Raw genomic sequence first — 23,496 nt, 5'->3', positions numbered from 1 at the left:
GATGGATCAGATCTGGACCGTCTGGTGGGCATGGATCGTGCTTGGCGTGGTGCTCGGCGTGATCGAGATCATCGTCCCGGGCTATATCTTCGTCGGCTTCGCGATCGGCGCGGCGCTGACCGGGGTGCTGGTGGGCCTTGGCATCAGCGCGGGGCTGCCGCTGCTGATGCTGATCTTCGCCATCCTCTCGCTGCTGGCCTGGCTGGCGATGCGGCGGATCATGGGGCAGCGCGAGGGCCAGGTGAAGATCTGGGAACGCGACATCAACGACAATCCGTGACGGATTTCTGCGGCGCCAAGGCCGCGCTCTTTCACGGCGCGCGTCTGCTGACCTACCTGCGCGACGATTTCCCCGGCCTGCCCTGGCCAGGCCACTGGGATCTGCCCGGCGGCGGGCGCGAGGGGGACGAGACGCCCGAAGCCTGCCTCTTGCGCGAGCTGAACGAGGAGTTCGGCCTCACCCTGCCGCCCGCGCGGCTGGAGCGGCGGCTGGTATTCCCGTCGATGACCGGCGATCCGCGCCCCGGCGTGTTCTTCGCGGGCCGGATCACTGCCGAAGAAATCGCCCGCATCCGCTTTGGCAGCGAAGGCCAGGGCTGGCAGATGATGGAGGTCGCCAGCTTCCTGACCCGCCCCGATTCGGTGCCCGCCCTGCGTGAAAGGGTGCGCGCCGTCGCAGACTTTGGCTAGTCCGCGCCAAGCGCGGTCATCAGCGCCCGGTGCAGCGCCGGGGGCGCGGCGATCACGCCATCCGTTTGCGGCTCGGGCCGGTTGAAGGCCAGCGCCCGGCCCCGGCGGTCGCTGATCCGGCAGCCGGCGCGCTCGGCGATCAGGCTGCCGGCGGCGGCGTCCCATTCCCAGGTCGGCCGGAGCGTCAGCATCGCATCGGCCCGCGCCTCGGCCGCCAGACACAGCCGCCAGGCCAGCGACGAGCGGAAGCTGCGCTTCACCTCGGGCAGGCCGCCGGGCCAGAAGGCTGGCGCCAGATTGGCCTTGTTGGTCATCAGATCGGCGCCTTCTAGGTCCTGGCGCTGGCTGGCCGCGATCGGCAAGCCGTTGCAGGTGGCCAGCGTATCGAGACTGGCCGCATAGGTCAGCCCTCGCGCAGGCAGATGCACCGCCGCCGCCGTGATCCTGCCGCCGACCGCCACCGCAAGCGACACGGCCCAGGCCTCGTCGCCCGCAAGGAAGGCGCGGGTGCCGTCGATGGGATCGACGATGAACACCCGCTCCTGCGACAGCCGCGCGGCATCGTCCGGGGTTTCCTCGGACAGCCAGCCATAGCCGGGCCGGGCCGCCGTCAGTTCCTCGTGCAAGGCGCGATCCACCGCCAGATCGGCCTCGGAGACCGGACCCGCATCGCCGGGCTTGTCCCAGGCCTCGGGCGAGCGACGCCAGTAGCCGAGCGCGATCTTCCCCGCCGCTTCGGCCGCGTCAACCAGCAGCGCGGTATCAGCCGCTGGCTCAGACACCGGCAAGGGTCATCCCCCCGACCAGCAGCGAGGGCACCCGGATCGAAAGCTGCGGCCGGGCGTCGTTCGCGGGCACGATCCGGCGCAGCATGTCGCGCAGATTACCCGCGATGGTGCATTCATGCACCGGATGCGAGAGCCTGCCATCCTGAACCCACCAGCCCGAGGCGCCGCGCGAATAATCCCCGGTGGTCGGGTTGATCGTGGACCCGATCAGCGAGGTGACCAGAAGCCCGGTGCCCATTTCCGCGATCAGATCCTCGCGGCTGGCCTGGCCCGGGGTCAGGTCCAGGTTCGTCGTGCCGGGCGAAGGGGGCGCCGAAGGCCCGCGCATCGCATTGGCGGTGGATGTCAGGCCCAGCCGTCGCGCGGTGCTCAGATCCAGCACCCAGCTTTGCAAGACGCCATCGGCCACGAAATCCTTGGCCCGCGCCGCCAGCCCCTCGGCATCGAACGGGCGCGAGGACGGGCCGCGCAGCCGGTGCGGATCCTCATGCAGCGAAATCCCGCGGGGCAGCACCTCCTGCCCCATCAGATCCCTCGCCCAGGACGCGCCGCGGGCAATCGCCTCGCCGTTGATCGCACCGAGCAGATGGCCGATCAGCGAGGACGCCACCCTTTCGTCATAGAGCACCGGGAAGGTGCCGGTCGGTGGCTTCACCGCGCCAAGCCGCGCCAGCGCCCGCGTTGCCGCCAGCGTGCCGATGCCTTCCAGATCGGGCAGATCCGCGGCATGGCTGCGCGCCTCGCCCGCGTAATCGCGCTCCATTGCCGTGCCCTGGCCGCAGAAGGCGGTGACCACGCGGCTGTGGCCGGTGCGGCCGTAGCCGCCCGAAAAACCGTTCGACTGCACGATATGGATCGCGCGCCGCGAGAAAGTGGCCGAAGCCTCGGCCTGGGTGATGCCTTCCGCCGACAGTGCCGCGGCTTCCAGCGCGCGGGCGGCGCGCTCCAGATCGGCGGCTCCCGGATCGGCTGCGGTGTCTTCCAGTTCCAGCGCCCCGGCGTCGCGCAGCGCGGACAGATCGCCCGCATCGGCCAGCCCGACCGAGGCATCCTCGGGCGCCTCGCGCGCCATGGCGACCGCGCGCTCGGCCAGCGCGGCGAGCGTCGCGGGCGCGGTATCCGAGGCCGAGACGCAGGCCTGGCGCCGCCCGACCAGCACCCGCAGACCGATCTCGGTGCCCTCGGCGCGTTCGGCCTGTTCCAGCTTGCCCTGACGGATATCGACCGAAATCGCCGTGCCGCCGACCGCCAGCGTGTCCGCCGCATCGGCACCCGCCTTCAGCGCGGCCCGCATCAGGGCCTCGGCCAGATCGGAAAGCCTGGTCTCTGACATGGAAATCCTCCGCTGGAACGGCTCAGAGGTAGTCGTCCGGGCGCGTGGGCGCAACCCGTGCCCCGCCCCCGGCTCAGCGTATTCTGATCCCGTTCAGGAAAAAGCCCTTGTCGTGAAAATCGAGATCGGTGTGCAGGGTGTCGGATGCTTCGCCCGCCCGGCCGATCATCAGAAGCGCCGCCCGCGCGCCGATCACATCCTCTTCGGTCATCCGGCCCAGTTGCACCAGCCGGTCGATCAGACCGTAGGCCCCGCTGGTCAGGAAGCTGAGCCGCCCCGAGGGCGCCGGGAAACCGTCAAAACTGGTCAGGTCCGTCATGTCCAGATCCAGCCCGCCCTCGCCGGTCATGGTCAGGCCGACCAGATCCAGATTGAACTCGTTCACGCGGAAGCCGAATTCGCTGAGCGGGGTCTGGCCCGCCGCAGGGGTCCAGCCGGGCGCCAGCGCCTCGGGGAGGATCCCGTAGCGCCCCGCCAGATCCAGCGCGACGGTCATCGGTTCGCGCGGCATGATCCGGGCGGGGTCAAGCTGATCCCACATCTGTTCGGACATCCCGAAACCGCGGACCACGTAAGCCAGGCTCCAGTCCTGCGGCCCGCGCAGCCCGTTCAGACCGGCCTTCGCCGAGGTGCGGTATTCCTCAAGGCTGAGGGAAATCTCGTTGCCCGGCACGTCGGGCATGTCGGCCGTCACCCGGACACCGAAGCCACTGACCGCCGCCTCATAGCCGATGGCGGCGGCATCCAGCCCCACTGAAAGCACCGTGGCCATGGCGGAAAGGTCGAAGGCGGTGGGAATCTCCTCGCCCGCGGGCCGGATGTCGCCGGTGAAGGCCAGCGGGCCGAGGTCGATCTTCGCACTGACCCGCAGCCCGTTCTCCAGCAGCTTCAGCGCCTCGCCCACCTCTGCCTCCGCCGTCGATTCCGCCGCCCCGGCCGGAACCGCGCCCGAGAAGGTGGCCGAGGATTTGCCCGCGCTCAGCGCCATCACGCCGTTGCCGTCCTCGCTGCCGTTGACGATCAGGCTGGCGGTCAGGCTCTCGAAGGCCAGCGCGCCATCGACGAGCGGCACCGCCACCGCCAGATCCTGAAGATAGCGCAGATCCGCCCCCTCCAGCGCCATGCTGAGCGTGACCTCGCCCTGGCCGGCGGGCAGCGGCGGGATGAAACGGTCGAGCGAGACGGTGATCTGCGGCGCATTGGCCTGGAAATCGGCGCGCTCGCCGATGCCGCGCACGATGACCTGCAACTGCGGCGCCTCGACGCCGAGCACCACCTTCTCGGGGCGATAGGCGGTCGTTTCGCCGGATTGCGGCACGGGCGGCAGTTCGATCACCAAGGGAAACCGCTCGGGCAGGATCACGCCCACCGAGCCGTCGGCCTGATTGGTCAGCGTCACCGTTTCAAGCTGGATCACCCCGCCGTCGCCGCCGGTGTCCAGCCGCAGATCCTGCAACACCAGCCGGTTGCCCTCGCGCAGCTCGACCGCGCTCAGCACCGCGCCCGCGCTTTTCGCCCCCTCCTGCCAGGCGGCCCAGAGCTCGTTGGCGACCACCCCCTGGGCCAGGAGCGGCGGGGGCGAAAGCGTGGCAAGCAGGGCGGCCCCGGCCAGCGGGGAGAAACGGCGGGAAAGAAGCGTCATAAGGCGGAAAACTCTGCAAACATCGGCCGGGACGAAAGACAGGCGGCGGGACCGGCCTGGCCCCCGCCGCAGCCGTTCCGGATCACATGATCTGCTGGCCGTTCACGAACAGGCCCTTTTCCCGGAACTCGATCTCGCTGATCAGCTGATCGGGGCCGGGGCCGGGGCGCGCAAACATCGCCAGCCCCATCCGCACGCCGGTCAGATCGTCGGCGCTGATGAAGCCCATGGCGACCAGCTTGTCGAGCAGCGCCGAGACGCCCGACAGGTTGACCGTCACCTTGCCCTCGGGCGCGGGGAAGCCCTGGAAGGTTTGCAGATCGCTGTTGTCGAAGGTCAGCGCGCCATTCGCATTCACCTCGGCGGCGGCGAGTTTCAGCAGCACCTGAGCCAGATCGAGTGAATCGAGCCGGACCGGCATGTCGGAAGTCCCGACCATGCCGCCCTGGGCGAAGATGTCGGTCAGCCAGGCGCCCTTGCCCTTCAGATCGACCACCAGCGAGGCCGGATCACGCGCGAGCTGCGCGCCGGGATCGAACAGGCCCCAGACCGATTCGGACATGGTCAGATCGGTCAGCCGGGTCAGGAAGCTGAAATCCCCCGCCACATCCGAGACGCCAACCGGCATCGCGAGGGCGAAACTCACCTCGGTGAATGCGGTATCCCCTGCCGGAACCCCGGCCGCTGGCATGTCGGCGGCGAATTTGCCGTCCTTCAGCGAGAAGCCGTAATCCACTTTCGTCTTGTCCAGCACGGCATGGAACCCGGCCCCGCCAAGCTGGCCCGAGAAGCTGGACGTCACCCCGTTCTCAACCAGCTGGAACGAGGTGGTGATGGCGCCGATCTCGGCCTTGCTGTCGATGGCGAAGCCCGATTGCAGAGCCTGGATCATATCCGCCATCAGCGCCTGGTCGATGAAGGTGCCCGCAGAGGTGACGCTGAGCCCCGCCAGATCGAACGCGCCGGTAAAGCTGTTGCCGTTCTCGTTCCCCGAAGCGGCGATCTTCACCGCGCCCGAGGTCATCGAGGATTCCAGCCCGAAGCCGCCACCCTCGCGCGGCGAAACCAGATATTTCCCGGCCAGATCGGCGGCGGTCACGGTGAATGTCACGTCCACCTTGTCGCCACGGCGGTTATGGCCCTCGACCAGATCCACCGTCAGCGCCGGAAGGGTGAAGTCGTAGCTGGCGGCATCCGCCGTACCCGAGGCGATCACCACCGCGCCCGGCTGGCCCACCTGCAACAGCATGGTGGGCTTGCCCGGCTGGCCGCCCGCCTCGGTGAAGGTCAGCGGATAGCTGTCGGACATCTTCACCTCGACCGTGCCGTCGCCGCGGTCGGTCAGCGTCACGCTGTCGATGGTGGTGGTGAAAGTGTCGCCCGACAGCCCGTCGGTGGCTGTCGTGGTCAGGCCCTTCACCTCAAGCACATTGCCGTTGCGGGTCTCGGAAGTGGTGGTCAGCGTGCCGCCGGTGCCGGTGGCCAGCGTCTTCCAGTTCTCCCACACCTCTTCGGGGGTGATGGCCAGAGAAGGGGCCGCGGAAAGGATCAGGGCAATCGCGGTGGATGCCGAAAGCGTCCAGTGTTTCATAACCAGGCCTCATCGCTGAAAATTCGTTGCGCGCATGGTCATGCCCCGGCCGGGCCGCGTCAAGGGGCGGTTGACATGACCCGCCCCGGCGCGGAATGACAATCCCGTCATGCGGGGGAGTTGCGATGATCGGGGTGGAAGACGAGGGCGGGCTGCGGATCATCCGGCTGGAGCGGCCGGAAAAAGCCAATGCGCTGACCGCCGGGATGCTGGAAGAGATCGCCCTGGCCGCCCGGGGCGCCTGGGACGCGGGCGCGCGGGCGCTGATCCTGACCGGCGCGGGCAAGGTGTTCTCGGCCGGGGCCGATCTGGATGCGGCGAAGGCGGGGCTTGCGACAGATCCGGTCTGGGAGCGCGCCTCATCCGCGATCGCGGCTTTTCCGGGCCTGTCGATCGCCGCGCTGAACGGAACCCTGGCGGGCGGGGCCTTCGGCGTGGCCCTGGCCTGCGATCTGCGCATCGCGGTGCCGGGGGCGAATTTCTTCTATCCGGTGATGAAGCTGGGCTATCTGCCGCAGCCCTCGGACCCGGCCCGGCTGGTGGCGCTGATCGGCCCGGCCCGCGCCCGGCTGATCCTGATGGCCGGGGCGAGGATCGGCGCACAGGAGGCTTTGGCCTTTGGCCTGATCGACCGCATCGTGGAATCGGGTGAGGTGACCGACGCCGCCCGCGCCCTGGCCCATGACGCGCTGGCCGCGCGGCCGGATCATGTCGCGGCGATCCGGCGGATGACGCTGGCCTGACGCCGGATGGAACGGATCGACGCCCTGGTGATCGGCGCGGGCCCTGCGGGGCTGATGGCGGCCGAGGCTCTGGCCGATGCCGGGCGGCGGGTGGTGCTGGCCGAGGCGAAGCCAAGCCCGGCGCGCAAGTTCCTGATGGCGGGGAAATCCGGGCTGAACCTGACGAAAGACGAGGCTCCGGCGGATTTCGCCCGCCATTACAGCGCCGGCTGGCTGGCGCCGATCCTGCGCGGTTTCGGCCCCGCCGATGTGATGGAATGGAGCCGCGCCCTCGGCCAGGAAGTGTTCACCGGCTCTTCGGGGCGGGTGTTTCCGGTGGCGATGAAGGGCTCGCCGCTGTTGCGCGCCTGGCTGGCGCGGCTGGCGGGCAAAGGGGTAGAGTTGCGTCCGCGCTGGCGCTGGACCGGTTGGCAGGGCGAGGCATTTGCTTTCGACATGTCGGGCGGCCCGCGGCTGGTTTCGCCCATTGTCACGGTGCTGGCCATGGGCGGCGCAAGCTGGTCGCGGCTTGGATCGGACGGGGCCTGGGTGCCCTGGGTCGCGGCGCGCGGCGTGGGGATCGCGCCCTGGAAACCCGCCAACATGGGGCTCAGCGTCACCTGGTCGCCGCATATGGCGCGGCATTTCGGCCAGCCGGTGAAGGGCGCGGCGCTGATCGCCGGCGGCAGGCGCGAGCGGGGCGAATTCGTGATCTCGGCCCGCGGGCTGGAAGGCGGCGGGATCTATGCCGTCTCTGCCGCGGTGCGCGACGGGGCCGGGCTTGTGCTCGACCTGCTGCCCGATCTGACCGGGGAGGAAATCGCCGCCCGCCTCGCCCGGATGCGGCCGGGCGAAAGCCTCGTCAACCGGCTGCGCAAGCTGGGGCTCTCGCCCGCCGCCGCCGGTCTGGCGATGGAATGGGCGCGCGAGGCGCCGTTTGCCTCGCTGAAACACCTGACGGTGCGCCACGACGGCCCGCGCCCGCTGGACGAGGCGATCTCGGTCGCGGGCGGCATCACCCGTGCAAGCCTGACCGAAGGGCTGGAGCTGCGCGCGCTGCCCGGCGTGTTCGCCTGCGGCGAGATGCTGGACTGGGAGGCGCCCACCGGCGGCTACTTGCTGACCGGCTGTCTGGCGACCGGGCTCTGGGCCGGGCAGGCGGCGGCGCTTGTGGCGTAGCGCCGGGGGCTTTGCGCCCCCGGACCCCCGCAGGATATTTTCATCAGGATGAAAGGATCAGCGCGAAAGGCCGCCCGGCAGGTCCGGCAGGTTCAGCGCACTGAAACCGTAGTGGCGCAGCCAGCGCAGATCGCTCTCGAAGAAGGCGCGCAGGTCGGGGATGCCGTATTTCAGCATGGCGATCCGGTCGATGCCGAGGCCGAAAGCGAAGCCCTGCCATTCGTTCGGGTCGATCCCGCCCGCGGCCAGCACCTTCGGGTGCATCATCCCCGAGCCGAGGATCTCCATCCATTTGTCGCCCTCGCCGATGCGAAGCTGGCCGCCGACGTTGGAGTAACGGATATCCACCTCGGCCGAGGGTTCGGTGAAGGGGAAATGGCTGGCGCGGAAGCGCAGCTCCACCTTGTCGACCTCGAAGAAGGCGCGGCAGAATTCCTCCAGTACCCATTTCAGATTGGCCATCGAAATGTCGCGGTCGATCGCCATGCCCTCGACCTGGTGGAACATCGGGGTATGGGTCTGGTCCATGTCCATCCGGTAGACCCGGCCCGGAGCGATCACCCGGATCGGCGCGCCGTGTTCAAGCGCGGCACGGATCTGCACCGGCGAGGTATGGGTGCGCAGCACATGCGGGGGGCGGTTGTCGCCCTCGGCGCGGTGCATGAAGAACGTGTCATGCTCCTGCCGCGCGGGATGTTCCGGCGGGATGTTCAGCGCGTCGAAATTATACCAGTCGCTTTCGACCTGCGGCCCTTCGGCAACGGAAAAACCCATATCGGCGAAGATCGCGGTCAGCTCGTCCATCACCTGGCTGACGGGGTGGATCGTGCCCTGCGGGCGCGGGCGGCCCGGCAGCGTCACGTCGAGCCATTCGGATTTCAGCCGCTCGTCCAGCGCGGCATCCGCCAGCGAGGCCTTGCGGGCGCGCAAAGCGGTGTCGATCTCGGTTTTCAGCTCGTTCAGATGGGCGCCGACGGCCTTGCGCGCCTCGGGGTCCATCTTGCCGAGCGTCGCCATCAGCGCGGAAATCTCGCCCTTCTTGCCGAGGGCCGCCACCCGCACCTCTTCCAGCGCGGCCTCGTCGGCGGCGCCGGCCACGGCCCCGATATATTTGCCACGGAGTTCGGTCAGATCCATCGGAGCCTCGCAGGGAGTAACGGCTGAAGTGCGGCTCAGGGGTTAGCCGGGCGGGGCCGCGATTGCAAGGGCGGGCGCTGGACGAGGCCGGCCCGCCAGGGCAGAGGAAAGCACCGCACAAAGGAGAGACGAATGCCGGAACGAATTGCGCAAAACGGGCAGGTGCGGGGCGGGGTCCGGATGCTGATCCGGCTGGAGGAGCTTGGCCTCTTTCTGACGGCGACCGCGGCCTGGGCGCTGGCGGGGGGCGGGCTCTGGCCCTATCTGCTGCTGTTCTTCGCCCCCGATCTGGGCCTGCCGGCGTATCGGGCGGGCGCGCGGATTGGGGCGGTGGTCTATAACGCCCTGCATTCGCTGCTCCTGCCGCTGGCGCTGATCGGCACGGATCTGGCGCTGCGGCTGGCGGGAAGCGAGGCGCCGCGCATGGTGCTGCTGGCCGGGCTCTTGCTGCTGGCCCATGCCGGTTTCGACCGGGCGCTCGGCTACGGGCTTAAATACGCCAGCGGCTTTGCCGATACCCATCTGGGCCGGATCGGGCGGAAATGAAAAAGCCCCGGCGTTGCCGGGGCTTTTCCTGAAAGCTGAGACGCGGATCTCAGGCGGCCAGCGCCTCGCGGGCCTTGCCGGCGATGGCGTTGAACGCATCGGGCTCGTGCACCGCCAGATCGGCCAGAACCTTGCGGTCGACCTCGATCCCGGCCTTGGCCAGACCGTCGATCAGGCGCGAATAGGTGAAGGCCGGATCGAACAGCCGCACCGCGGCGTTGATGCGCTGGATCCACAGCGAACGGAAGCTGCGCTTCTTCGCCTTGCGGTCGCGGGTCGCGTATTGATTGGCCTTGTCCACCGCCTGGGTGGCGGTGCGGAAATTCGTCGAGCGGGCGGCGTAATAGCCTTTCGCCTGCTTGATCACCTTGCGGTGGCGGGCGTGAGTGACCTTGCCGGATTTGACGCGGGACATCTCTGGCTCTCCTTAGCGGTTATACGGCATGTATTTCTTGACGATCTTCGCGTCGGGCTCGCTCAGGATCATGGTCCCGGTCGCCTGACGGATAAAGGTCGTCGAACGCTTGATCATGCCGTGGCGCTTGCCGGCCACACCGGCCTTCACATGGCCATTGGCCGTGAAGGAGAACCGCTTTTTCGCAGCGGATTTCGTCTTCATCTTGGGCATTTCACACTCCAGTGTTTTCGCGCGCGACTCGGCATGCCACATTCGCCGGCCACGCGGTTCGTAAGAGCCGCTGCTATAGGACGGGGCGCGCCCCGGGGCAAGGGCAAAAGCGCTAGTTGATATAGCGCCCGGCGACCGAGACCATCACCCGGGGGATGTCCTTGAACGCATAGCCCCCGGGCCGCTGCATGACGGCCACCACCACAAGGCCCGCCGCCGCGATCAGGAGGATCGCGCCCACCCGCGGCACCCGCCCGTCGACCCAGGCCGACAACAGCGAGGGCAGCGTGAGAACCGCGAGCAAAATGCCAATCGTCAGAAGCAGATCGGTATCCATGGTTTCACCTGCGGCAACACCCTGACGGGCGAAGATTAGCCGGGCTCGACCTTTGAAATCAATCGTTCATCGCAGGGGGCCACGCGCAGGATATTGGTGCTGCCCGGCACATTGAACGGCACCCCGGCGGTGACCACGATCTGGTCGCTTTCCTGTGCGAATCCCGCCGCCCGCGCGGCGCGCACCGCATAGAGGACCGCGCCCTTGAACCGCTCCTGCTCGGGCACGATCACGCAATGCGCGCCCCAGGTCAGCGCATGGCGCCGCGCGGTGGAGAACAGCGGCGTCAGCGCGATGATCGGCACATGCGGCCGCTCGCGCGCGACCAGGCCCACGGTGGTGCCCGACTGGCTGAAACAGGCGATCGCCTTGATGTCGGTCGCCTCGGCGATCTCGCGCGCGGCGGCGACGATGCCATCGGCCACCGTCTCGCGCCGGACCACGCGGCTGGCATCGATGATCGCCAGATAGGTCGGATCGGCCTCGACCGAGCGCGCCACGTTGTCCATCGTCGAGACAGCCTCAACCGGGAACCTTCCCGCCGCCGATTCCGCCGAGAGCATCACCGCATCGGCGCCCTCGTAGATCGCGGTGGCCACGTCCGAAACCTCGGCCCGGGTGGGCATCGGGTTCTCGATCATGCTTTCCAGCATCTGGGTGGCGACGATCACCGGCTTGGCGGCCGCACGGGCCTTGCGGACCAGCCGCTTCTGGATCGGCGGCACCGAATGGACCGGCAGTTCCACCCCCAGATCGCCCCGCGCCACCATGATCCCGTCGGAAACCTTCAGGATCTCCTCATAGGCTTTCACCGCCGCCGGTTTCTCGATCTTCGACAGGATCGCGGCACGGCCCTTCGCCAGATCGCGCGCTTCCAGCACATCCTCGGGGCGCTGCACGAACGAGAGCGCCAGCCAGTCCACCCCCAGCTCGCAGACGAATTCCAGATCGCGCCGGTCCTTTTCCGACAGGGCCGCCAGCGGCAGCACCACATCGGGCACGTTCACCCCCTTGCGGTTCGAGATCGTGCCGCCGACCTCGACCACGCAATCGGCGAAATCCAGACCGCAGCTTTCCACCTTCAGCCGGATCTTGCCGTCGTTGACCAGCAGCATCGCGCCCGGCTCAAGCGCCGCGAAAATCTCGGGATGCGGCAATTGCACCCGCGTCCCGTCGCCCGGAGCGTCGCTCAGATCGAGGCGGAAGCGGTCGCCGTCCTCCAGGTCATGCGCGCCCGCGCCGAACACACCCAGCCGCAGCTTCGGCCCCTGAAGATCGGCGAGAATGCCGATCGGGCGGCCCAGATCCTTTTCCACCTGGCGGATGATCCTGTGACGCTCGCTGATGTCGTCGTGGATGCCGTGGCTCATGTTCAGGCGGAACACATCGGCCCCGGCCTCGAACAGCGCGCGGATCATCTCATAGCTGCTGGACGCAGGCCCGAGCGTGGCCACAATCTTCACGTTACGGTGGCGGCGCATGCCATCCTCCCTGGAATTATTCGTGTTGCGATGTGGGCCACCCGCCTTATGGCGCAAACTGTTAGCGCCCGCAACAGAACGATTTGTGACAAAGCCCGGCTTTTCCCGCCCGCTCTTGACGCCCCGCGCGGGATGGGAAAGATCCGGCCCGACAAGGGATAAGGGCAGGGAAATGTCCGCGGACGCATTCAGGATCGAGGGAGAGGACCGCCCCGGCCGCTGGCTGATCACCTGCGATCACGCCACCAACCGGGTGCCCGACTGGGTGGGCGGCGGCGACCTCGGCCTGCCCGCGGCGGATATGAACCGCCATATCGCCTTCGACCCCGGGGCCGAAGGGGTGGCGCGCGCGCTCGGGCGGCTGCTCGACAGCCCGGTGATCTGTTCGCGCTTCTCGCGGCTGGTGATCGACCCGAACCGCGGCGAGGACGACCCGACGCTGGTGATGCGGCTTTACGACGGCAGCGTGATCCCGGCGAATCGCCGGACAGATGCCGCCGGAATCGCCGAGCGGCTGGACCGGCTCTACCGCCCCTATCACGCCGCCTGCGCAAGGCTGGCCGCGCGGCGGGAGGATACGGTGATCCTTGCGGTCCACAGTTTCACGCGGCAGCTGAACGGCCGCCCGCCGCGGCCCTGGCATATCGGCGTGCTGCATTCGCATCTGGACAGCCGGCTCTCGCTGCCGCTGATCGCGCTGCTGCGGGCGGAGCCGGATCTTTGCACCGGCGACAACGAACCCTATTCCGGCCATCTCCCCGGCGATGCCATCGACCGCCACGCCCTTGCAACCGGGCGCCACAATACCCTGATCGAGCTGAGAAACGATCTGATCGCAGACGAGGCCGCGCAACAGGCCTGGGCCGCGCGCCTCGCGCCGATCCTGACCGCCGCGCTCAAGGAGGCAAGCCATGGATGACCAGACCCGCACCGAGATCGAGGCCGCGACCTTTCGCGCGCTGATGCGCCACCTGCTGGACGCCCGACCCGATGTGCAGAACATCGACCTGATGAACCTCGCCGGTTTCTGCCGCAACTGTCTGAGCCGCTGGTATCAGGAGGCCGCCGCCGGGCACGGCATCCCCCTCTCGAAGGAAGAAGCGCGCGCCATCGTCTATGGCATGCCCTATGCCGACTGGGTGGCGCGGAACCAGACCGAAGCCGGGCCGGAGAAGCAGGCCGCCTTCCGCGAGGCTTTCGCGAGGAACGTGCCGCAACCGGAATAACCTCCCGGGCTCAACCCCCGGTTTATCCGCCGATTCGCCGGCCGGCCGGGCCGGATTTCGCCCGGCTTTTGCCACCCTTCCGCCCGGTTTCCACACTGGCAACAAAGCCCGCGCAGGCCCCGCACCCGGGCCAGATCGTCACCAATCCGCCGCCCGCGGGCGAGTCCGGTTGACAGATCCCCGACCACCCTCCATCGCTTGAAGATATTAACGTCTGATTAACGATCGGGGGCTTTATTATGGAACTGTTGTTCTTACTGCCACTGTTGCTGGTGGCCGGAGTCGTTATCGCCGTGAACGACGATGATGACGACAACAGCGGCGACGGCGGCAGCGACAACATCATCCGCGGCACCGAGGGCGAGGATCTGCTGACCGGAACCCAGGGCGACGATGACATCATGGCGCTTGGCGGTGACGATGAAGTGTTCGGCCTCGGCGGCAACGACAGAATCGACGGCGGCGAGGGCGACGACATGCTCTCGGGAGATGCGGGCGATGACGATCTGATCGGCGGCGCCGGCAACGACTCGCTCTACGGCGGCGACGGAGCCGACCGGATCCAGGGCGGCGACGGCGATGATTCCATCGTTGGCGGCGCCGGGAACGACAACATCTGGGCCGGCGCAGGCAACGACAGCGTAGATGTCGGCGCGGGCGACGGCGACGACCGGATCTTCCTCGGCGACGGCAACGACATTCTGGACGCCTCGGGCGCCGATGGCGATCTGTTCGCCCGCGGCGGCGCGGGCCGCGACATCATGCACACCGGCATCGGCGACGACACGCTCTACGGCGACACCGGCAACGATGCGCTGCGCTCGTCCGGCGGCTCGGACGTGTTCTACGGCGGCTCCGGCAACGACTATATCCGCGCCGTGGACAGCATCCCGGGCCATGTCGGCAACGACCAGCTCTTCGGTGGCAACGGCAACGACTGGCTGACCGCCGATGGCGGCGACACGCTGACGGGCGGCGCCGGTCACGACACGTTCGAGCTGGACCACCGCGGTCTCGGAATCGGGCTGATGACCGTCACCGATTTCAACCCGGCCGAGGATTCGCTGCATATCCATGTGGTGGAGGGGCCGGAACTGCCGGTGGTGGAACTGCGCGCCGAGGGCGCCCATACCATCGTTACCGTGAACGGCCAGGACGAGGTACTGTTGCAGGACATCCTGCCCGACGCGGTGGACAGCGATCAGTTCGTGGTGACGCGGCATCTGTCGCCCGCACCCGTGGCCGCCTGATCCCTCCAGCCCCCGAAATGCGAAAGGCCGCCCCGGTGAGGCGGCCTTTTCTTTGCGACGCTGCGCTCAGACCGCCGCCTTGCGCATCTCGTCGAGGTAGATCTCGCGCAGCCGGGTCGCCACCGGGCCGGGCTTGCCGGTGCCGATCGCCGCGCCGTCCAGCTCCACCACCGGCATCACGAAGGCCGAGGCCGAGGTCAGGAACGCCTCATCCGCGCCCTGCGCCTCTTCGACGGTGAAGGCCCGCTCCTCGACCTCATATTGCGCCTCGGCGGCGAACCGCAGCACGGCCGAGCGGGTGATCCCGTGCAGGATCTCGGACGACAGGGGCCGGGTGACGATCCTGTTCCCCCTGATGATATAGACGTTGTTCGAGGTGCCCTCGGTCACGAAACCGTCCTCGGTGAACCAGGCATCATCCACCCCGGCCTTCTTCGCCATCATCTTGCCCATCGACGGATACAGAAGCTGCACCGTCTTGATGTCGCGCCGGCCCCAGCGGATATCGGGCACCGAAATCACCCTGATCCCGGTCCTGGCCTGCGGATTGTCGGCAAGGCCGGGCTTGGTTTGCGTGAACAGCACAACGGTCGGCGCCACGTCCGCCGCCCAGGCGAAATCGCGGTCGCCCGGATTGCCGCGGGTGACCTGGAGATAGACCATCCCCTCTTCCACCCCGTTCCGCGCCACCAACTCGCGATGCACCGCCAGCCATTCGTCTTCCGACAGCGGGTTCTTCATCTCCAGCTCGTCCAGCGAGCGTTGCAGCCGGCGCAGATGGCCCGCGAAATCGATGAGTTTTCCGTCCAGCACCGAGGTCACCTCATAGACCCCGTCGGCCATCAGGAAACCCCGGTCGAAGATCGAAACCGTGGCCTCGGTTTCCGGCAGATACTGGCCATTGACATAAACGGTGCGGGTCATGCTCTCATCCCCAGAGTTCGCGCTCAGGCGGGTAAAGCTGCGACAGATCGTAACGCAGCGGGTGCGGCCGGTCTTCCGCCAGCAAGAGCGGCCCGTCAAGATCAACATGCTCCGCGCCCTGCGCCAGCAAGACGGCGGGCGCCATGGCCAGGCTTGATCCGACCATGCAGCCGACCATCAGCACGAACCCCATCCCGCGCGCCGCATCTGCGGTGGCCAAAGCCTCGGTCAGCCCCCCGGTCTTGTCGAGCTTGATATTCACCACATCGTAAAGCCCGCGCAGCCGGGCGAGGCTGTCGCGGTCGTGGCAGCTCTCGTCGGCGCAGACCGGCAGCACCCGCCCGATCTCCGCCAGCGCACCGTCTTCGCCCGCGGGCAAGGGCTGCTCGACCAGCGCCACGCCCATCCGCACCAGCCTGGGCGCCAGTTCGCGGTAGATCTCCGGCGTCCAGCCCTCATTGGCATCGACGATCAGCCGTGCCTTCGGCGCCCCGCGCCGCACCGCCTCCAGCCGGGGCATGTCGTCCGGGGTGCCGAGCTTGATCTTCAGGACCGGCCGCGCCGCCGCCGCCTGCGCCGCCGCCTCCATCGCCTCAGGCTCGGCCAGCGAGAGTGTGAAGGCAGTCGTCACCGCCCCCGGCGCCGGGCGCCCGGCCAGATCCCAGACCCGCCGCCCGGCGGCCTTCGCCTCAAGATCCCACAAAGCGCAATCCACCGCATTGCGCGCCGCCCCCGGCGACAGCGCCTGCTGCAAATCCGCCCGCCCGATCCCCTCGGGCAAAGCACGGATCTGCGCCGCCACGCTCTCCGGGCTCTCGCCGTACCGCGCATAGGGCACGCATTCGCCCCATCCGCTCACGCCGCCGCGCGTCACCCGCACCGTCAGCACCTTCGCCTCGCTCCGGCTGCCGCGCGAGATGGTAAAGACCTGGGCGAGACGGAAGACATCGGAACTGACCGTGATCATATTCACCTTGACTTAAATACTCTCGGGGGGTCCGGGGGGCGAAGCGCCCCCGGTTCCGACAGATCAGATTTGCGCCGCCCCGTCCACCTGCACACGCTGCACAGCGGCATTGCAATTGCAAAAGCAATATTATACCGAAACACAGACCCATCACGAAACATGATTTCACGGTGAACGCGACATGAGCTTCCGCCTGCAACCGCCCGCCCCCGCCCCCCCCCACCGTTGCCAGCTCTTCGGCCCCGGCTCGCGCCCCGCCCTGTTCGAGAAGATGGCCGCCAGCGCCGCCGATGTGGTGAACCTCGATCTCGAAGACTCGGTCGCGCCGGGCGACAAAGAATCCGCGCGCCGGAACATCATCCAGGCGATCAACGAGATCGACTGGGGCAAAAAGACCCTCTCGGTTCGGATCAACGGGCTCGACACGCCTTACTGGTATCGCGACGTGGTGGACCTGCTGGAAAACGCCGGCGACCGGCTCGATCAGATCATGATCCCCAAGGTCGGCTGCGCAGCGGATGTCTATGCGGTGGACGCGCTGGTCACCGGCGTCGAGCGCGCGAAAGCGCGCCGGAAGCCGATCAGCCTTGAGGTCATCATCGAGACCTCTGCCGGCATCGCCCATGTTGAGGAAATCGCGGCTTCCTCGCCGCGCCTCCAGGCCATGAGCCTCGGTGCCGCCGATTTCGCGGCCTCGATGGGGATGCAGACCACCGGGATCGGCGGCACCCAGGAAAACTACTACATGCACCGCGAGGGCCAGAAATACTGGTCCGACCCTTGGCACTGGGCCCAGGCCGCCATCGTCGCCGCCTGTCGCACCCATGGCGTCTTGCCGGTCGATGGCCCGTTCGGCGATTTCTCGGATGACGAGGGCTTCCGCGCCCAGGCCCTGCGCTCGGCCACGCTCGGCATGGTCGGCAAATGGGCGATCCATCCGAAACAGGTGGCGCTGGCGAACGAGGTCTTTACGCCCTCCGACGCCGCGGTGACCGAGGCGCGCGAGATCCTCGCCGCGATGGAAGCCGCCAAGGCCGCGGGCCAGGGCGCGGCGACCTACAAGGGCCGGCTGATCGACATCGCCTCGATGCGCCAGGCCGAGGTCATCGTCCGCCAGGCGGAAATCATCGCCGGGGGCTGACGGGAAGGAATCCGTTGACTCGCCGCCCGTCCTTTGCGCAGACTCGCGGGAACACCGCACAGGATCAGGGCGGAAAGAAAACCCGCGCCGCGACCAACGGGGAGAGGAGGCCCCGCGCGGCAAACGGGAGGATGCGCACCCCGTGGCGAAAGCCGCGGGGTGTTGCCTTTTGCGGCCCCTGCGCCCCGGCCCGGCCGGGGAAGCCTCCGGCGGGGATATTTCAGGACAGAAAATGACCTGCGCGCCGCATCCCGGGAGGCCGGTCGCGCGCGGCTTTCGGCGGATGCCTCCGGCGGGGGTATTTGGATCAGGATGAAATCCGCTGCGGTTTTCATCCTGATCCCATCCCTCGGGGGGAGGCGCGGCACCCGCCGGGGCGCGAAGCCCCTTGCTTGCGCCGCAGGTTGCCAGCCGAGTTGCACTTCGCCCCCTCTGCCGCCATATAGGGGCGATCAGAACGAGGGTCCTGCGCATGATCTATCTCGATTTCGAAAAGCCCCTGGCCGAGATCGAAGGCAAAGCCGAGGAATTGCGGGCGCTGGCGCGCGGCCAGTCCGGCATGGATATGTCGAAAGAGGCCGAGGCGCTGGACCGCAAGGCCGAGACCGCGCTGCGCGATCTCTACAAGAACCTCTCCGCCTGGCAGAAATGCCAGGTCGCGCGCCACCCCGACCGGCCGCATTGCCGTTCCTATGTCGAGGCTTTGTTCACCGAATACACTCCGCTGGCCGGCGACCGGGCCTTTGCCGACGATCATGCGGTGCTGGGCGGGATCGCGCGGTTCAACGACCGCCCGGTGGTGGTGATCGGCCATGAGAAGGGCCATGATACCAAATCGCGGATCGAGCACAATTTCGGCATGGCCCGCCCCGAGGGTTACCGCAAGGCGATCCGGCTGATGGATCTGGCCGACCGTTTCCGCCTGCCGGTGATCACGCTCGTCGACACGCCCGGCGCCTATCCGGGCAAGGGCGCCGAAGAGCGCGGGCAGTCCGAGGCCATCGCCCGCTCGACCGAGAAATGCCTCTCCATCGGCGTGCCGCTGATTTCGGTCGTCATCGGCGAGGGCGGCTCGGGCGGGGCCGTGGCCTTCGCCACCGCCAACCGCGTCGCCATGCTGGAACATTCGGTCTATTCGGTGATCTCGCCCGAGGGCTGCGCGTCGATCCTGTGGAAAGATGCCGAGAAGATGCGCGAGGCGGCCGAGGCCCTGCGCCTGACCGCCCAGGATCTGCAAAAACTGGGCATCGTCGACCGTATCGTCAAGGAACCCGTCGGCGGCGCGCAGCGCGCGCCTTCCGAGACGGTCGGGGCGGTAGGCAAGGCGATCGAGGCGATGCTGGCCGAGCTGACCGACAAGAAGCCCGCCGCGCTGATCCGCGACCGGAGGCAGAAATTCCTCGATATGGGCTCGAAAGGGCTGGCGGCCTGATGGGCGGGCCGGCGCTTCGGGGCTTTCTCGCGGCGCTGGTCATGGTTGCGCCGGCTGCAGCCGGAACGCTGGAAGGGCGCACCGTCACCTTCACGGTGATGACCTGGGACGATCCGGCGCAGCCCTATCTGCAAGCCAGGGGCCGCACGGTGACGGTGGGTGACGGCGTCGAATTCGGGCTGGAGCCCGAAGGCTTCCTCAGCGGGCTCGATGTGGTGCCGGTCACGGTCGAAATCGCCCCGCAGCGGATCGAGCTGAGCTATCCGCGCGGCGGGGGCCGGTTCTACGAGGCGCAGTTCAACGGCTACGTCCTGCGGTTCGAGACCGAATGCGCGCTGTTCCGCGCTGTGCGGATCGACCCGGAATTCACCACCATGCAGATCCAGGACGAGGATATCTTCACCGAGGCCGGCGCGCTTTACATCAACACTTCGGGCCGGGAATACGGCCCCGAGGTGCGACTCGGTCTCGACATCGACGTAGGCGACTGCCCGATCAGTTAGACGGCGGCCGCCAGCCGAGGCCCGCGGCGACGATGATCAGCCCGGCATCCGCCAGCGCGCCGTCTTCGGTGCCGCCCGTGGGCATCACCACCATGCGCAGCCCGGTGGAGCCGTCGTCGCCCGGCTCGCTCCAGTCATTGGTGTAGAACGGGCTGAACTCCTCGCCGACATCGGCCTCGGTCATGCCATGGGCGGCGGCGCGGGCGGTGATCCGGTCCAGAAAACCCTCGGTCTCGACCAGCAGCATCGGCTCGTCCGAAGAGATCATGGTCTGGATCATACACAGACGGACATCCTCGTCTTCGCCCCAGATCGCAAAGTAGCGCGGGCTGAGCAGCTGATGACGGTTGGCGATCCCGGCCGAAGCGGCGGGCAGCGACGCCTCGGCCTCGGGCGGGATCGGGGCGAGCGCCAGCCCCTCGAACGGCGGTTTCTTTGCGGTCACATAGCCGAGGCAATCCTCGAAGATCAGCCGCATCACCAGGGGCTCATCGGTCTGCCCGGCGGGGTCGGCCAGCGCCGGAGCCAGCCCCCCCAGCAACACCGCGAACAGAAAACGAAACACCGCCATACCCTTACACCTTTACTGCGCTACGAACCCCGCCTCGGCCATCAGCTCGTTCGAGCGGGTCTCCACCTCGCGCTCCAGCCGGGCCATGAATTCGCCCATGGCGAGGCCGGGCCCGATCCGCGGCAGGAACTCGACCACCGCGAGGCCGGGTTTGCGCAAGAGGCTGCGTTTGGGCCAGAACACGCCGATATTGGTGGCGACCGGCACGCAGGGCTGGCCAAGCTGCTGATACAACAGGCCGATCCCGGGCTTGTAGGGTTTCGACGCACCGGGCGCCACGCGGGTGCCCTGCGGATAGATCACCAGTTGCCCCGGCTGCGCGCGGCCCTTCTCGACATCGGCCCTCATCTTCGCGACCGCCGCGCCGCGCTTGCCGCGATCAACCGGGACGCAGCCGATGCGCAAAGCATACTGGCCGAGGAAGGGCGTCCAGATCAGCTCTCGCTTCATGATGAATTTCGGCCGCGGGAGCGCGCCGAAGATCACGATGATGTCGAAAAAGCTCTGATGTTTGGCGGCGATCAGCACCTCGTCCTGCGGCACCTCGCCGCGCACCTCGGTGCGCAGACCGCACAGGATGCGGGCGGTGAAGATCACCCAGCGGGCATAGGCGTGGCAGGCCGCCAGCGCCCCCTCGCGCGAGGCCAGCGCCAGCGGGAAGAACACGATCGCGATCACCGCCATCATCAGATACATCTGGACGACGAAGATCAGCGAAAGAAGCCAGCGGATGGCGATCATCTGAATTCCCTCAGCTTGCTCAGGGCGGCGTGGCGGGTGGCGAAGAAGGCGACCGCACCGGCAAGGGGCGGCAAGAGGAACGGCAGCAGCCAGCCCGCGCCGGAGAATCCCAGCCCGGTCAGGAAGCCGCCCGCGGCATCGGTGCGCGGCAGGATCATGATACCGATCAGACCGGCCAGCGCCCCCGCCCCCGCCCCCGCAAAGGCGCGCAGCGTAAAGCGGCGCACGAAGGCCCGGGCGATGTAATGATCGTCGGCGCCGACCAGCCGCAAGACCCGCACCACCTGGGCATTGGCGGCCAGCGAGGCATTGGCGGCCAGCGTCACCATCGCCGCCATCGCCGTGCCGATCAGCACGATCGACAGCCAGCCCAGAAGCCGCAGCCGCCCCGCCGCCTCGGCCAGCGGGCGGCGCCAGCGGGTATGGTCGTCCAGCACCGCGCCTGGCGCCTCGGCCGCCAGGCGCTGGCGCAGCCCCTCGCCGTCATAGCCGGGGTCGGCCTCGGTCACTTCGATCAGGCGCGGCAGCGGCAGTTCCTCGACCGGCAGGTCCGCCCCGAACCACGGCGCCAGCAGCGCGCGGTTTTCCTCATCGGTCAGGGCGCGGGCGCTTTCCACCCCCGGGGTGGTGGCCAGCAGCGCGAGAATCGCCTCGGTCTGGGCCTGCATCTGTTCAGGCGGCGCCGAGAGCCGGATCGTCGCGGTGCGCGCCAGCGCATCCGACCAGCGGCTGGCCAGACGCCCCGAGGCCAGCGACAAGGCCAGCGCGAAGACGCAAAGGAAGGTCATCGCTCCGGCGGTGAACGAGGTCAGCCAGGCGGTATGGCCCGAGGGCGGCACCACCCGGTCGGCGCGGGCGTCGGAACTGAGCAAAGCGGCGGCGCGGGCCAGCGGTTTCGGCAGTTTCACAGATCGGCCCCCGCAAGCTGGATCCGGCGGCGCGAGATCCGCAGCACCCGGGCAGGCACCTGGTTCTTGGCCTGGCGGATCAGGTTCAGATCGTGGGTGGCGACGAGGATGGTCTTGCCCATCCGGTTCAGCTCGACCAGCAGCGTCAGAAGGCGCAGCGACATCTCCCAGTCGACATTGCCGGTCGGCTCGTCGGCAAGGATCACGTCCGGCCCCATGATCACCGCGCGCGCCAGCGCCGCGCGCTGCCGCTCGCCCCCCGAGAGCGAGGGCGGCAGCGCATCCGAGAGATGCGCCAGCCCCACCCATTGCAACAGATCGCCCAGGTCCCGCGCGTCGCTCTTGCGGCCGGAGACCGTCAGCGGCAGCTGCACATTCGCGGCCAGAGGCAGATGGTCGAGGAACTGCACATCCTGATGCACCACGCCCACCCGCCGGCGCAGCCGGGCCACCTCGTCGCGCGACAGGCCCCGGACCTCGCGGTCGAAGATCGTCACATGGCCCGCGGTCGGCAGCAGTTCGGCATAGGCCAGCTTCAGAAAGGTGGTCTTGCCCGAACCCGACGGGCCGGTCAGGAAATGGAACGACCCCGGGGCCAGACGCAGCGAAACCTCGGACAGAAGCTCGCCTCCACCGTAGTTATAGGCCGCATTCTCAAAGGCAATCACCCGCTCACCCCCATGCACCGCGCCGCCCGCCGGGCGGCCGGGGCTGCGAATGGCGTCATAAATCGCACGACCGCCGTCGATTGCACAAGAGCGGGTCACATAGTCTTGGCCGGGTGAGCGATAATTGCTAGAACGATAACAGGGCTTTGTATCGGGCGGGGTAATGTGATGCAGCTGGCATGTCCAAATTGTGACGCCAGGTATGAAGTGCCGGAAGACGCGATCCCCGAAACCGGGCGTGATGTGCAATGCTCGAACTGCGGCCATGCCTGGTTCCAGCTGCCCCCGGAAACCGTGGAGGCCGCCGAGGCCGAGGCCGCGCTTTACGGCGATGATCTGGCGCCGCCCCCCGCCGAACCCGCCGCTGCGGCGCCTGCCCTGCCTGCGGCGAGCGACGACGCGCCGCCCCCCGCCGGGACCGCTGCCGCGCCTTCCGAACCGCCGGAGCCCGTCCCGGAACCCGAGACCGCCGCCGCCGAAGACCCCGCCGAGCCCGCCCCGCCGCCGAAGCGAGAGCTGGACGATGCGGTGCTGTCGATCCTGCGCGAAGAGGCCGAGCATGAGGCCGAGGCCCGCCGGGCCGAGGCGCAGCGCAGCGCCAGCCGCCGCGCCGAGGCGGAAACCGAAATGCAGACCCAGCCCGAACTGGGGGTGGATATTCCGCCGCCCGCCGCGCTGACCCCGGCGCAGAAGCGGCTCGCCATGCTGCGCGGCGAGGACGAAGAGCCGGAGCCCGCCCCGGCCCGTCTGGTGGCGCGGCGCGACCTGCTGCCCGATGTCGAAGAGATCAATTCCACGCTGCAACCCGGCGACAGCGGCCAGGACCCCGATTCGGAAATCGACGCTTTGCCCGATCTGACCCGCCGCGGCGGGTTCAGGACCGGCTTCCTCATGGCGCTGTTCCTGCTGCTGGTGGCCACCGTGGTCTATCTGGCGGCCGGCAGCATCTCGGCGCTGGTGCCCGCGCTGAAAGGCCCGCTCGACAGCTATGTCCTCTTCGTCGACAATCTGCGGCTCTGGCTGAACGGGCTGATGGATTCCGCCACCCGCGCCCTGACCAGCGAAGTGTAACTCCGCTTCGGCAGCCCGGC

The 23,496-nt window shown here is 68.3% G+C and carries 27 protein-coding genes; 12 read left to right on the top strand and 15 right to left on the bottom strand.

Annotated elements, in window-relative coordinates; genetic code table 11:
• Window position 1: 1 nt before the first annotated feature.
• Both XINFAN_RS05180 and XINFAN_RS05175 read left to right on the top strand, forming a co-directional pair.
• Window positions 2–280, top strand: coding sequence for an NfeD family protein (locus XINFAN_RS05180; RefSeq protein ID WP_124085594.1), 279 nt, complete (start codon window positions 2–4; stop codon window positions 278–280).
• On the top strand, window positions 277–690 hold the full coding sequence (locus XINFAN_RS05175) for an NUDIX hydrolase (protein WP_124085417.1): 414 nt from the start codon (window positions 277–279) through the stop codon (window positions 688–690). The genes XINFAN_RS05180 and XINFAN_RS05175 overlap by 4 nt, the downstream gene beginning before the upstream one ends.
• On the opposite strand, the gene XINFAN_RS05170 is transcribed toward XINFAN_RS05175, so the two are convergent.
• The 4 genes from XINFAN_RS05170 to XINFAN_RS05155 form a co-directional block, all read right to left on the bottom strand.
• Window positions 687–1,478: a 3'(2'),5'-bisphosphate nucleotidase CysQ gene (locus XINFAN_RS05170; protein ID WP_124085416.1), complete on the bottom strand. Its 792-nt coding sequence runs from the start codon at window positions 1,476–1,478 to the stop codon at window positions 687–689. The genes XINFAN_RS05175 and XINFAN_RS05170 overlap by 4 nt on opposite strands.
• Window positions 1,465–2,811 (bottom strand): TldD/PmbA family protein, encoded by a 1,347-nt coding sequence (locus XINFAN_RS05165; protein WP_124085415.1) that lies wholly within the window; start codon window positions 2,809–2,811, stop codon window positions 1,465–1,467. Before XINFAN_RS05165 ends, XINFAN_RS05170 begins: the two co-directional genes overlap by 14 nt.
• Before the next feature lie 73 nt (window positions 2,812–2,884).
• A complete protein-coding gene (locus tag XINFAN_RS05160; protein ID WP_124085414.1) occupies window positions 2,885–4,453 on the bottom strand; it encodes a hypothetical protein in 1,569 nt (522 codons plus the stop codon).
• An 82-nt stretch (window positions 4,454–4,535) separates the two neighbouring features.
• On the bottom strand, window positions 4,536–6,044 hold the full coding sequence (locus tag XINFAN_RS05155) for a DUF2125 domain-containing protein (RefSeq protein ID WP_124085413.1): 1,509 nt from the start codon (window positions 6,042–6,044) through the stop codon (window positions 4,536–4,538).
• A 125-nt stretch (window positions 6,045–6,169) separates the two neighbouring features.
• Here XINFAN_RS05155 and XINFAN_RS05150 point away from each other — a divergent pair, with 125 nt between their 5' ends.
• Together XINFAN_RS05150 and XINFAN_RS05145 are read left to right on the top strand one after the other, a co-directional pair.
• Entirely contained in the window at window positions 6,170–6,787 is a 618-nt protein-coding gene (locus tag XINFAN_RS05150; RefSeq protein ID WP_124085412.1) for an enoyl-CoA hydratase/isomerase family protein, read from the top strand.
• A gap of 15 nt (window positions 6,788–6,802) precedes the next feature.
• Window positions 6,803–7,945, top strand: coding sequence for a TIGR03862 family flavoprotein (locus XINFAN_RS05145; protein ID WP_124085593.1), 1,143 nt, complete (start codon window positions 6,803–6,805; stop codon window positions 7,943–7,945).
• Between the two features lie 57 nt (window positions 7,946–8,002).
• On the opposite strand, the gene pheS is transcribed toward XINFAN_RS05145, so the two are convergent.
• On the bottom strand, window positions 8,003–9,082 hold the full coding sequence (gene pheS, locus XINFAN_RS05140; protein ID WP_124085411.1) for a phenylalanine--tRNA ligase subunit alpha: 1,080 nt from the start codon (window positions 9,080–9,082) through the stop codon (window positions 8,003–8,005).
• 132 nt (window positions 9,083–9,214) lie between these two features.
• Here pheS and XINFAN_RS05135 point away from each other — a divergent pair, with 132 nt between their 5' ends.
• The gene (locus tag XINFAN_RS05135) at window positions 9,215–9,628 is read left to right on the top strand and encodes a DUF4260 family protein (protein ID WP_124085410.1); all 414 of its coding nucleotides are present in this window, start codon (window positions 9,215–9,217) and stop codon (window positions 9,626–9,628) included.
• Window positions 9,629–9,677: 49 nt separating this feature from the next.
• Here XINFAN_RS05135 and rplT read toward each other — a convergent pair whose 3' ends face one another.
• The 4 genes from rplT to pyk form a co-directional block, all read right to left on the bottom strand.
• Window positions 9,678–10,043 (bottom strand): 50S ribosomal protein L20, encoded by a 366-nt coding sequence (gene rplT, locus XINFAN_RS05130; protein WP_124085409.1) that lies wholly within the window; start codon window positions 10,041–10,043, stop codon window positions 9,678–9,680.
• A 12-nt stretch (window positions 10,044–10,055) separates the two neighbouring features.
• Entirely contained in the window at window positions 10,056–10,256 is a 201-nt protein-coding gene (gene rpmI, locus XINFAN_RS05125) for a 50S ribosomal protein L35 (protein ID WP_124085408.1), read from the bottom strand.
• 112 nt (window positions 10,257–10,368) lie between these two features.
• Window positions 10,369–10,593 (bottom strand): hypothetical protein, encoded by a 225-nt coding sequence (locus XINFAN_RS05120; protein ID WP_124085407.1) that lies wholly within the window; start codon window positions 10,591–10,593, stop codon window positions 10,369–10,371.
• Between the two features lie 35 nt (window positions 10,594–10,628).
• On the bottom strand, window positions 10,629–12,074 hold the full coding sequence (gene pyk / locus XINFAN_RS05115; RefSeq protein ID WP_124085406.1) for a pyruvate kinase: 1,446 nt from the start codon (window positions 12,072–12,074) through the stop codon (window positions 10,629–10,631).
• A gap of 172 nt (window positions 12,075–12,246) precedes the next feature.
• Between pyk and XINFAN_RS05110 the strand changes: the two genes are divergently transcribed.
• The 3 genes from XINFAN_RS05110 (at window position 12,247) to XINFAN_RS05100 (ending at window position 14,550) form a co-directional block, all read left to right on the top strand.
• Window positions 12,247–12,993 (top strand): N-formylglutamate amidohydrolase, encoded by a 747-nt coding sequence (locus XINFAN_RS05110; protein ID WP_124085405.1) that lies wholly within the window; start codon window positions 12,247–12,249, stop codon window positions 12,991–12,993.
• Window positions 12,986–13,300 (top strand): DUF1244 domain-containing protein, encoded by a 315-nt coding sequence (locus XINFAN_RS05105; RefSeq protein WP_124085404.1) that lies wholly within the window; start codon window positions 12,986–12,988, stop codon window positions 13,298–13,300. Before XINFAN_RS05110 ends, XINFAN_RS05105 begins: the two co-directional genes overlap by 8 nt.
• Window positions 13,301–13,539: 239 nt before the next feature.
• Window positions 13,540–14,550: a calcium-binding protein gene (locus XINFAN_RS05100; RefSeq protein ID WP_124085403.1), complete on the top strand. Its 1,011-nt coding sequence runs from the start codon at window positions 13,540–13,542 to the stop codon at window positions 14,548–14,550.
• Window positions 14,551–14,616: 66 nt separating this feature from the next.
• Here XINFAN_RS05100 and XINFAN_RS05095 read toward each other — a convergent pair whose 3' ends face one another.
• Both XINFAN_RS05095 and dgcA read right to left on the bottom strand, forming a co-directional pair.
• Window positions 14,617–15,474, bottom strand: coding sequence for a D-amino-acid transaminase (locus tag XINFAN_RS05095; RefSeq protein ID WP_124085402.1), 858 nt, complete (start codon window positions 15,472–15,474; stop codon window positions 14,617–14,619).
• A 4-nt stretch (window positions 15,475–15,478) separates the two neighbouring features.
• Window positions 15,479–16,441, bottom strand: a complete 963-nt coding sequence (gene dgcA / locus XINFAN_RS05090) for an N-acetyl-D-Glu racemase DgcA (RefSeq protein ID WP_124085401.1) — start codon at window positions 16,439–16,441, stop codon at window positions 15,479–15,481.
• 181 nt (window positions 16,442–16,622) lie between these two features.
• Between dgcA and XINFAN_RS05085 the strand changes: the two genes are divergently transcribed.
• The 3 genes from XINFAN_RS05085 to XINFAN_RS05075 all read left to right on the top strand — a co-directional run bounded on the left by XINFAN_RS05085 (window position 16,623) and on the right by XINFAN_RS05075 (window position 19,517).
• Entirely contained in the window at window positions 16,623–17,582 is a 960-nt protein-coding gene (locus XINFAN_RS05085; protein ID WP_124085400.1) for an L-malyl-CoA/beta-methylmalyl-CoA lyase, read from the top strand.
• Window positions 17,583–18,054: 472 nt separating this feature from the next.
• On the top strand, window positions 18,055–19,014 hold the full coding sequence (locus XINFAN_RS05080) for an acetyl-CoA carboxylase carboxyltransferase subunit alpha (protein ID WP_124085399.1): 960 nt from the start codon (window positions 18,055–18,057) through the stop codon (window positions 19,012–19,014).
• A 41-nt stretch (window positions 19,015–19,055) separates the two neighbouring features.
• A complete protein-coding gene (locus tag XINFAN_RS05075) occupies window positions 19,056–19,517 on the top strand; it encodes a hypothetical protein (RefSeq protein ID WP_124085398.1) in 462 nt (153 codons plus the stop codon).
• On the opposite strand, the gene XINFAN_RS05070 is transcribed toward XINFAN_RS05075, so the two are convergent.
• From XINFAN_RS05070 to XINFAN_RS05055, 4 genes are read right to left on the bottom strand one after another with little or no spacing between them, the layout of a single operon-like run.
• Window positions 19,510–20,088: a hypothetical protein gene (locus XINFAN_RS05070; protein ID WP_124085397.1), complete on the bottom strand. Its 579-nt coding sequence runs from the start codon at window positions 20,086–20,088 to the stop codon at window positions 19,510–19,512. The genes XINFAN_RS05075 and XINFAN_RS05070 overlap by 8 nt on opposite strands.
• A 12-nt stretch (window positions 20,089–20,100) precedes the next feature.
• Window positions 20,101–20,829 (bottom strand): lysophospholipid acyltransferase family protein, encoded by a 729-nt coding sequence (locus XINFAN_RS05065; RefSeq protein WP_124085396.1) that lies wholly within the window; start codon window positions 20,827–20,829, stop codon window positions 20,101–20,103.
• On the bottom strand, window positions 20,826–21,731 hold the full coding sequence (locus tag XINFAN_RS05060) for a cell division protein FtsX (RefSeq protein ID WP_233352141.1): 906 nt from the start codon (window positions 21,729–21,731) through the stop codon (window positions 20,826–20,828). Before XINFAN_RS05060 ends, XINFAN_RS05065 begins: the two co-directional genes overlap by 4 nt.
• Window positions 21,732–21,733: 2 nt before the next feature.
• Window positions 21,734–22,405: a cell division ATP-binding protein FtsE gene (locus tag XINFAN_RS05055; RefSeq protein WP_124085591.1), complete on the bottom strand. Its 672-nt coding sequence runs from the start codon at window positions 22,403–22,405 to the stop codon at window positions 21,734–21,736.
• A 168-nt stretch (window positions 22,406–22,573) separates the two neighbouring features.
• On the opposite strand from XINFAN_RS05055, the gene XINFAN_RS05050 reads away from it, so the two are divergent.
• Window positions 22,574–23,476, top strand: coding sequence for a zinc-ribbon domain-containing protein (locus tag XINFAN_RS05050; RefSeq protein ID WP_124085395.1), 903 nt, complete (start codon window positions 22,574–22,576; stop codon window positions 23,474–23,476).
• Window positions 23,477–23,496: the final 20 nt, after the last annotated feature.

Origin of the sequence: Pseudogemmobacter humi, assembly GCF_900609055.1 — a bacterium.
Classification (GTDB): Bacteria; Pseudomonadota; Alphaproteobacteria; order Rhodobacterales; family Rhodobacteraceae; genus Pseudogemmobacter; species Pseudogemmobacter humi.
Note: the sequence above shows the minus strand (reverse complement) of the source record. Positions and strands in the feature narration are given on the sequence as shown.

Coding starts and splice junctions, on each gene's coding strand:
- XINFAN_RS05180 (WP_124085594.1), top strand. CDS start 2: ATGGATCAGATCTGGACCGTCTGGTGGGCATGGATCGTGCTTGGCGTG.
- XINFAN_RS05165 (WP_124085415.1), bottom strand. CDS start 2,811: ATGTCAGAGACCAGGCTTTCCGATCTGGCCGAGGCCCTGATGCGGGCC.
- XINFAN_RS05160 (WP_124085414.1), bottom strand. CDS start 4,453: ATGACGCTTCTTTCCCGCCGTTTCTCCCCGCTGGCCGGGGCCGCCCTG.
- XINFAN_RS05155 (WP_124085413.1), bottom strand. CDS start 6,044: ATGAAACACTGGACGCTTTCGGCATCCACCGCGATTGCCCTGATCCTT.
- XINFAN_RS05150 (WP_124085412.1), top strand. CDS start 6,170: ATGATCGGGGTGGAAGACGAGGGCGGGCTGCGGATCATCCGGCTGGAG.
- pheS (WP_124085411.1), bottom strand. CDS start 9,082: ATGGATCTGACCGAACTCCGTGGCAAATATATCGGGGCCGTGGCCGGC.
- XINFAN_RS05135 (WP_124085410.1), top strand. CDS start 9,215: ATGCCGGAACGAATTGCGCAAAACGGGCAGGTGCGGGGCGGGGTCCGG.
- rplT (WP_124085409.1), bottom strand. CDS start 10,043: ATGTCCCGCGTCAAATCCGGCAAGGTCACTCACGCCCGCCACCGCAAG.
- rpmI (WP_124085408.1), bottom strand. CDS start 10,256: ATGCCCAAGATGAAGACGAAATCCGCTGCGAAAAAGCGGTTCTCCTTC.
- XINFAN_RS05120 (WP_124085407.1), bottom strand. CDS start 10,593: ATGGATACCGATCTGCTTCTGACGATTGGCATTTTGCTCGCGGTTCTC.
- pyk (WP_124085406.1), bottom strand. CDS start 12,074: ATGCGCCGCCACCGTAACGTGAAGATTGTGGCCACGCTCGGGCCTGCG.
- XINFAN_RS05110 (WP_124085405.1), top strand. CDS start 12,247: ATGTCCGCGGACGCATTCAGGATCGAGGGAGAGGACCGCCCCGGCCGC.
- XINFAN_RS05105 (WP_124085404.1), top strand. CDS start 12,986: ATGGATGACCAGACCCGCACCGAGATCGAGGCCGCGACCTTTCGCGCG.
- XINFAN_RS05100 (WP_124085403.1), top strand. CDS start 13,540: ATGGAACTGTTGTTCTTACTGCCACTGTTGCTGGTGGCCGGAGTCGTT.
- XINFAN_RS05095 (WP_124085402.1), bottom strand. CDS start 15,474: ATGACCCGCACCGTTTATGTCAATGGCCAGTATCTGCCGGAAACCGAG.
- dgcA (WP_124085401.1), bottom strand. CDS start 16,441: ATGATCACGGTCAGTTCCGATGTCTTCCGTCTCGCCCAGGTCTTTACC.
- XINFAN_RS05085 (WP_124085400.1), top strand. CDS start 16,623: ATGAGCTTCCGCCTGCAACCGCCCGCCCCCGCCCCCCCCCACCGTTGC.
- XINFAN_RS05080 (WP_124085399.1), top strand. CDS start 18,055: ATGATCTATCTCGATTTCGAAAAGCCCCTGGCCGAGATCGAAGGCAAA.
- XINFAN_RS05075 (WP_124085398.1), top strand. CDS start 19,056: ATGGTTGCGCCGGCTGCAGCCGGAACGCTGGAAGGGCGCACCGTCACC.
- XINFAN_RS05070 (WP_124085397.1), bottom strand. CDS start 20,088: ATGGCGGTGTTTCGTTTTCTGTTCGCGGTGTTGCTGGGGGGGCTGGCT.
- XINFAN_RS05065 (WP_124085396.1), bottom strand. CDS start 20,829: ATGATCGCCATCCGCTGGCTTCTTTCGCTGATCTTCGTCGTCCAGATG.
- XINFAN_RS05050 (WP_124085395.1), top strand. CDS start 22,574: ATGCAGCTGGCATGTCCAAATTGTGACGCCAGGTATGAAGTGCCGGAA.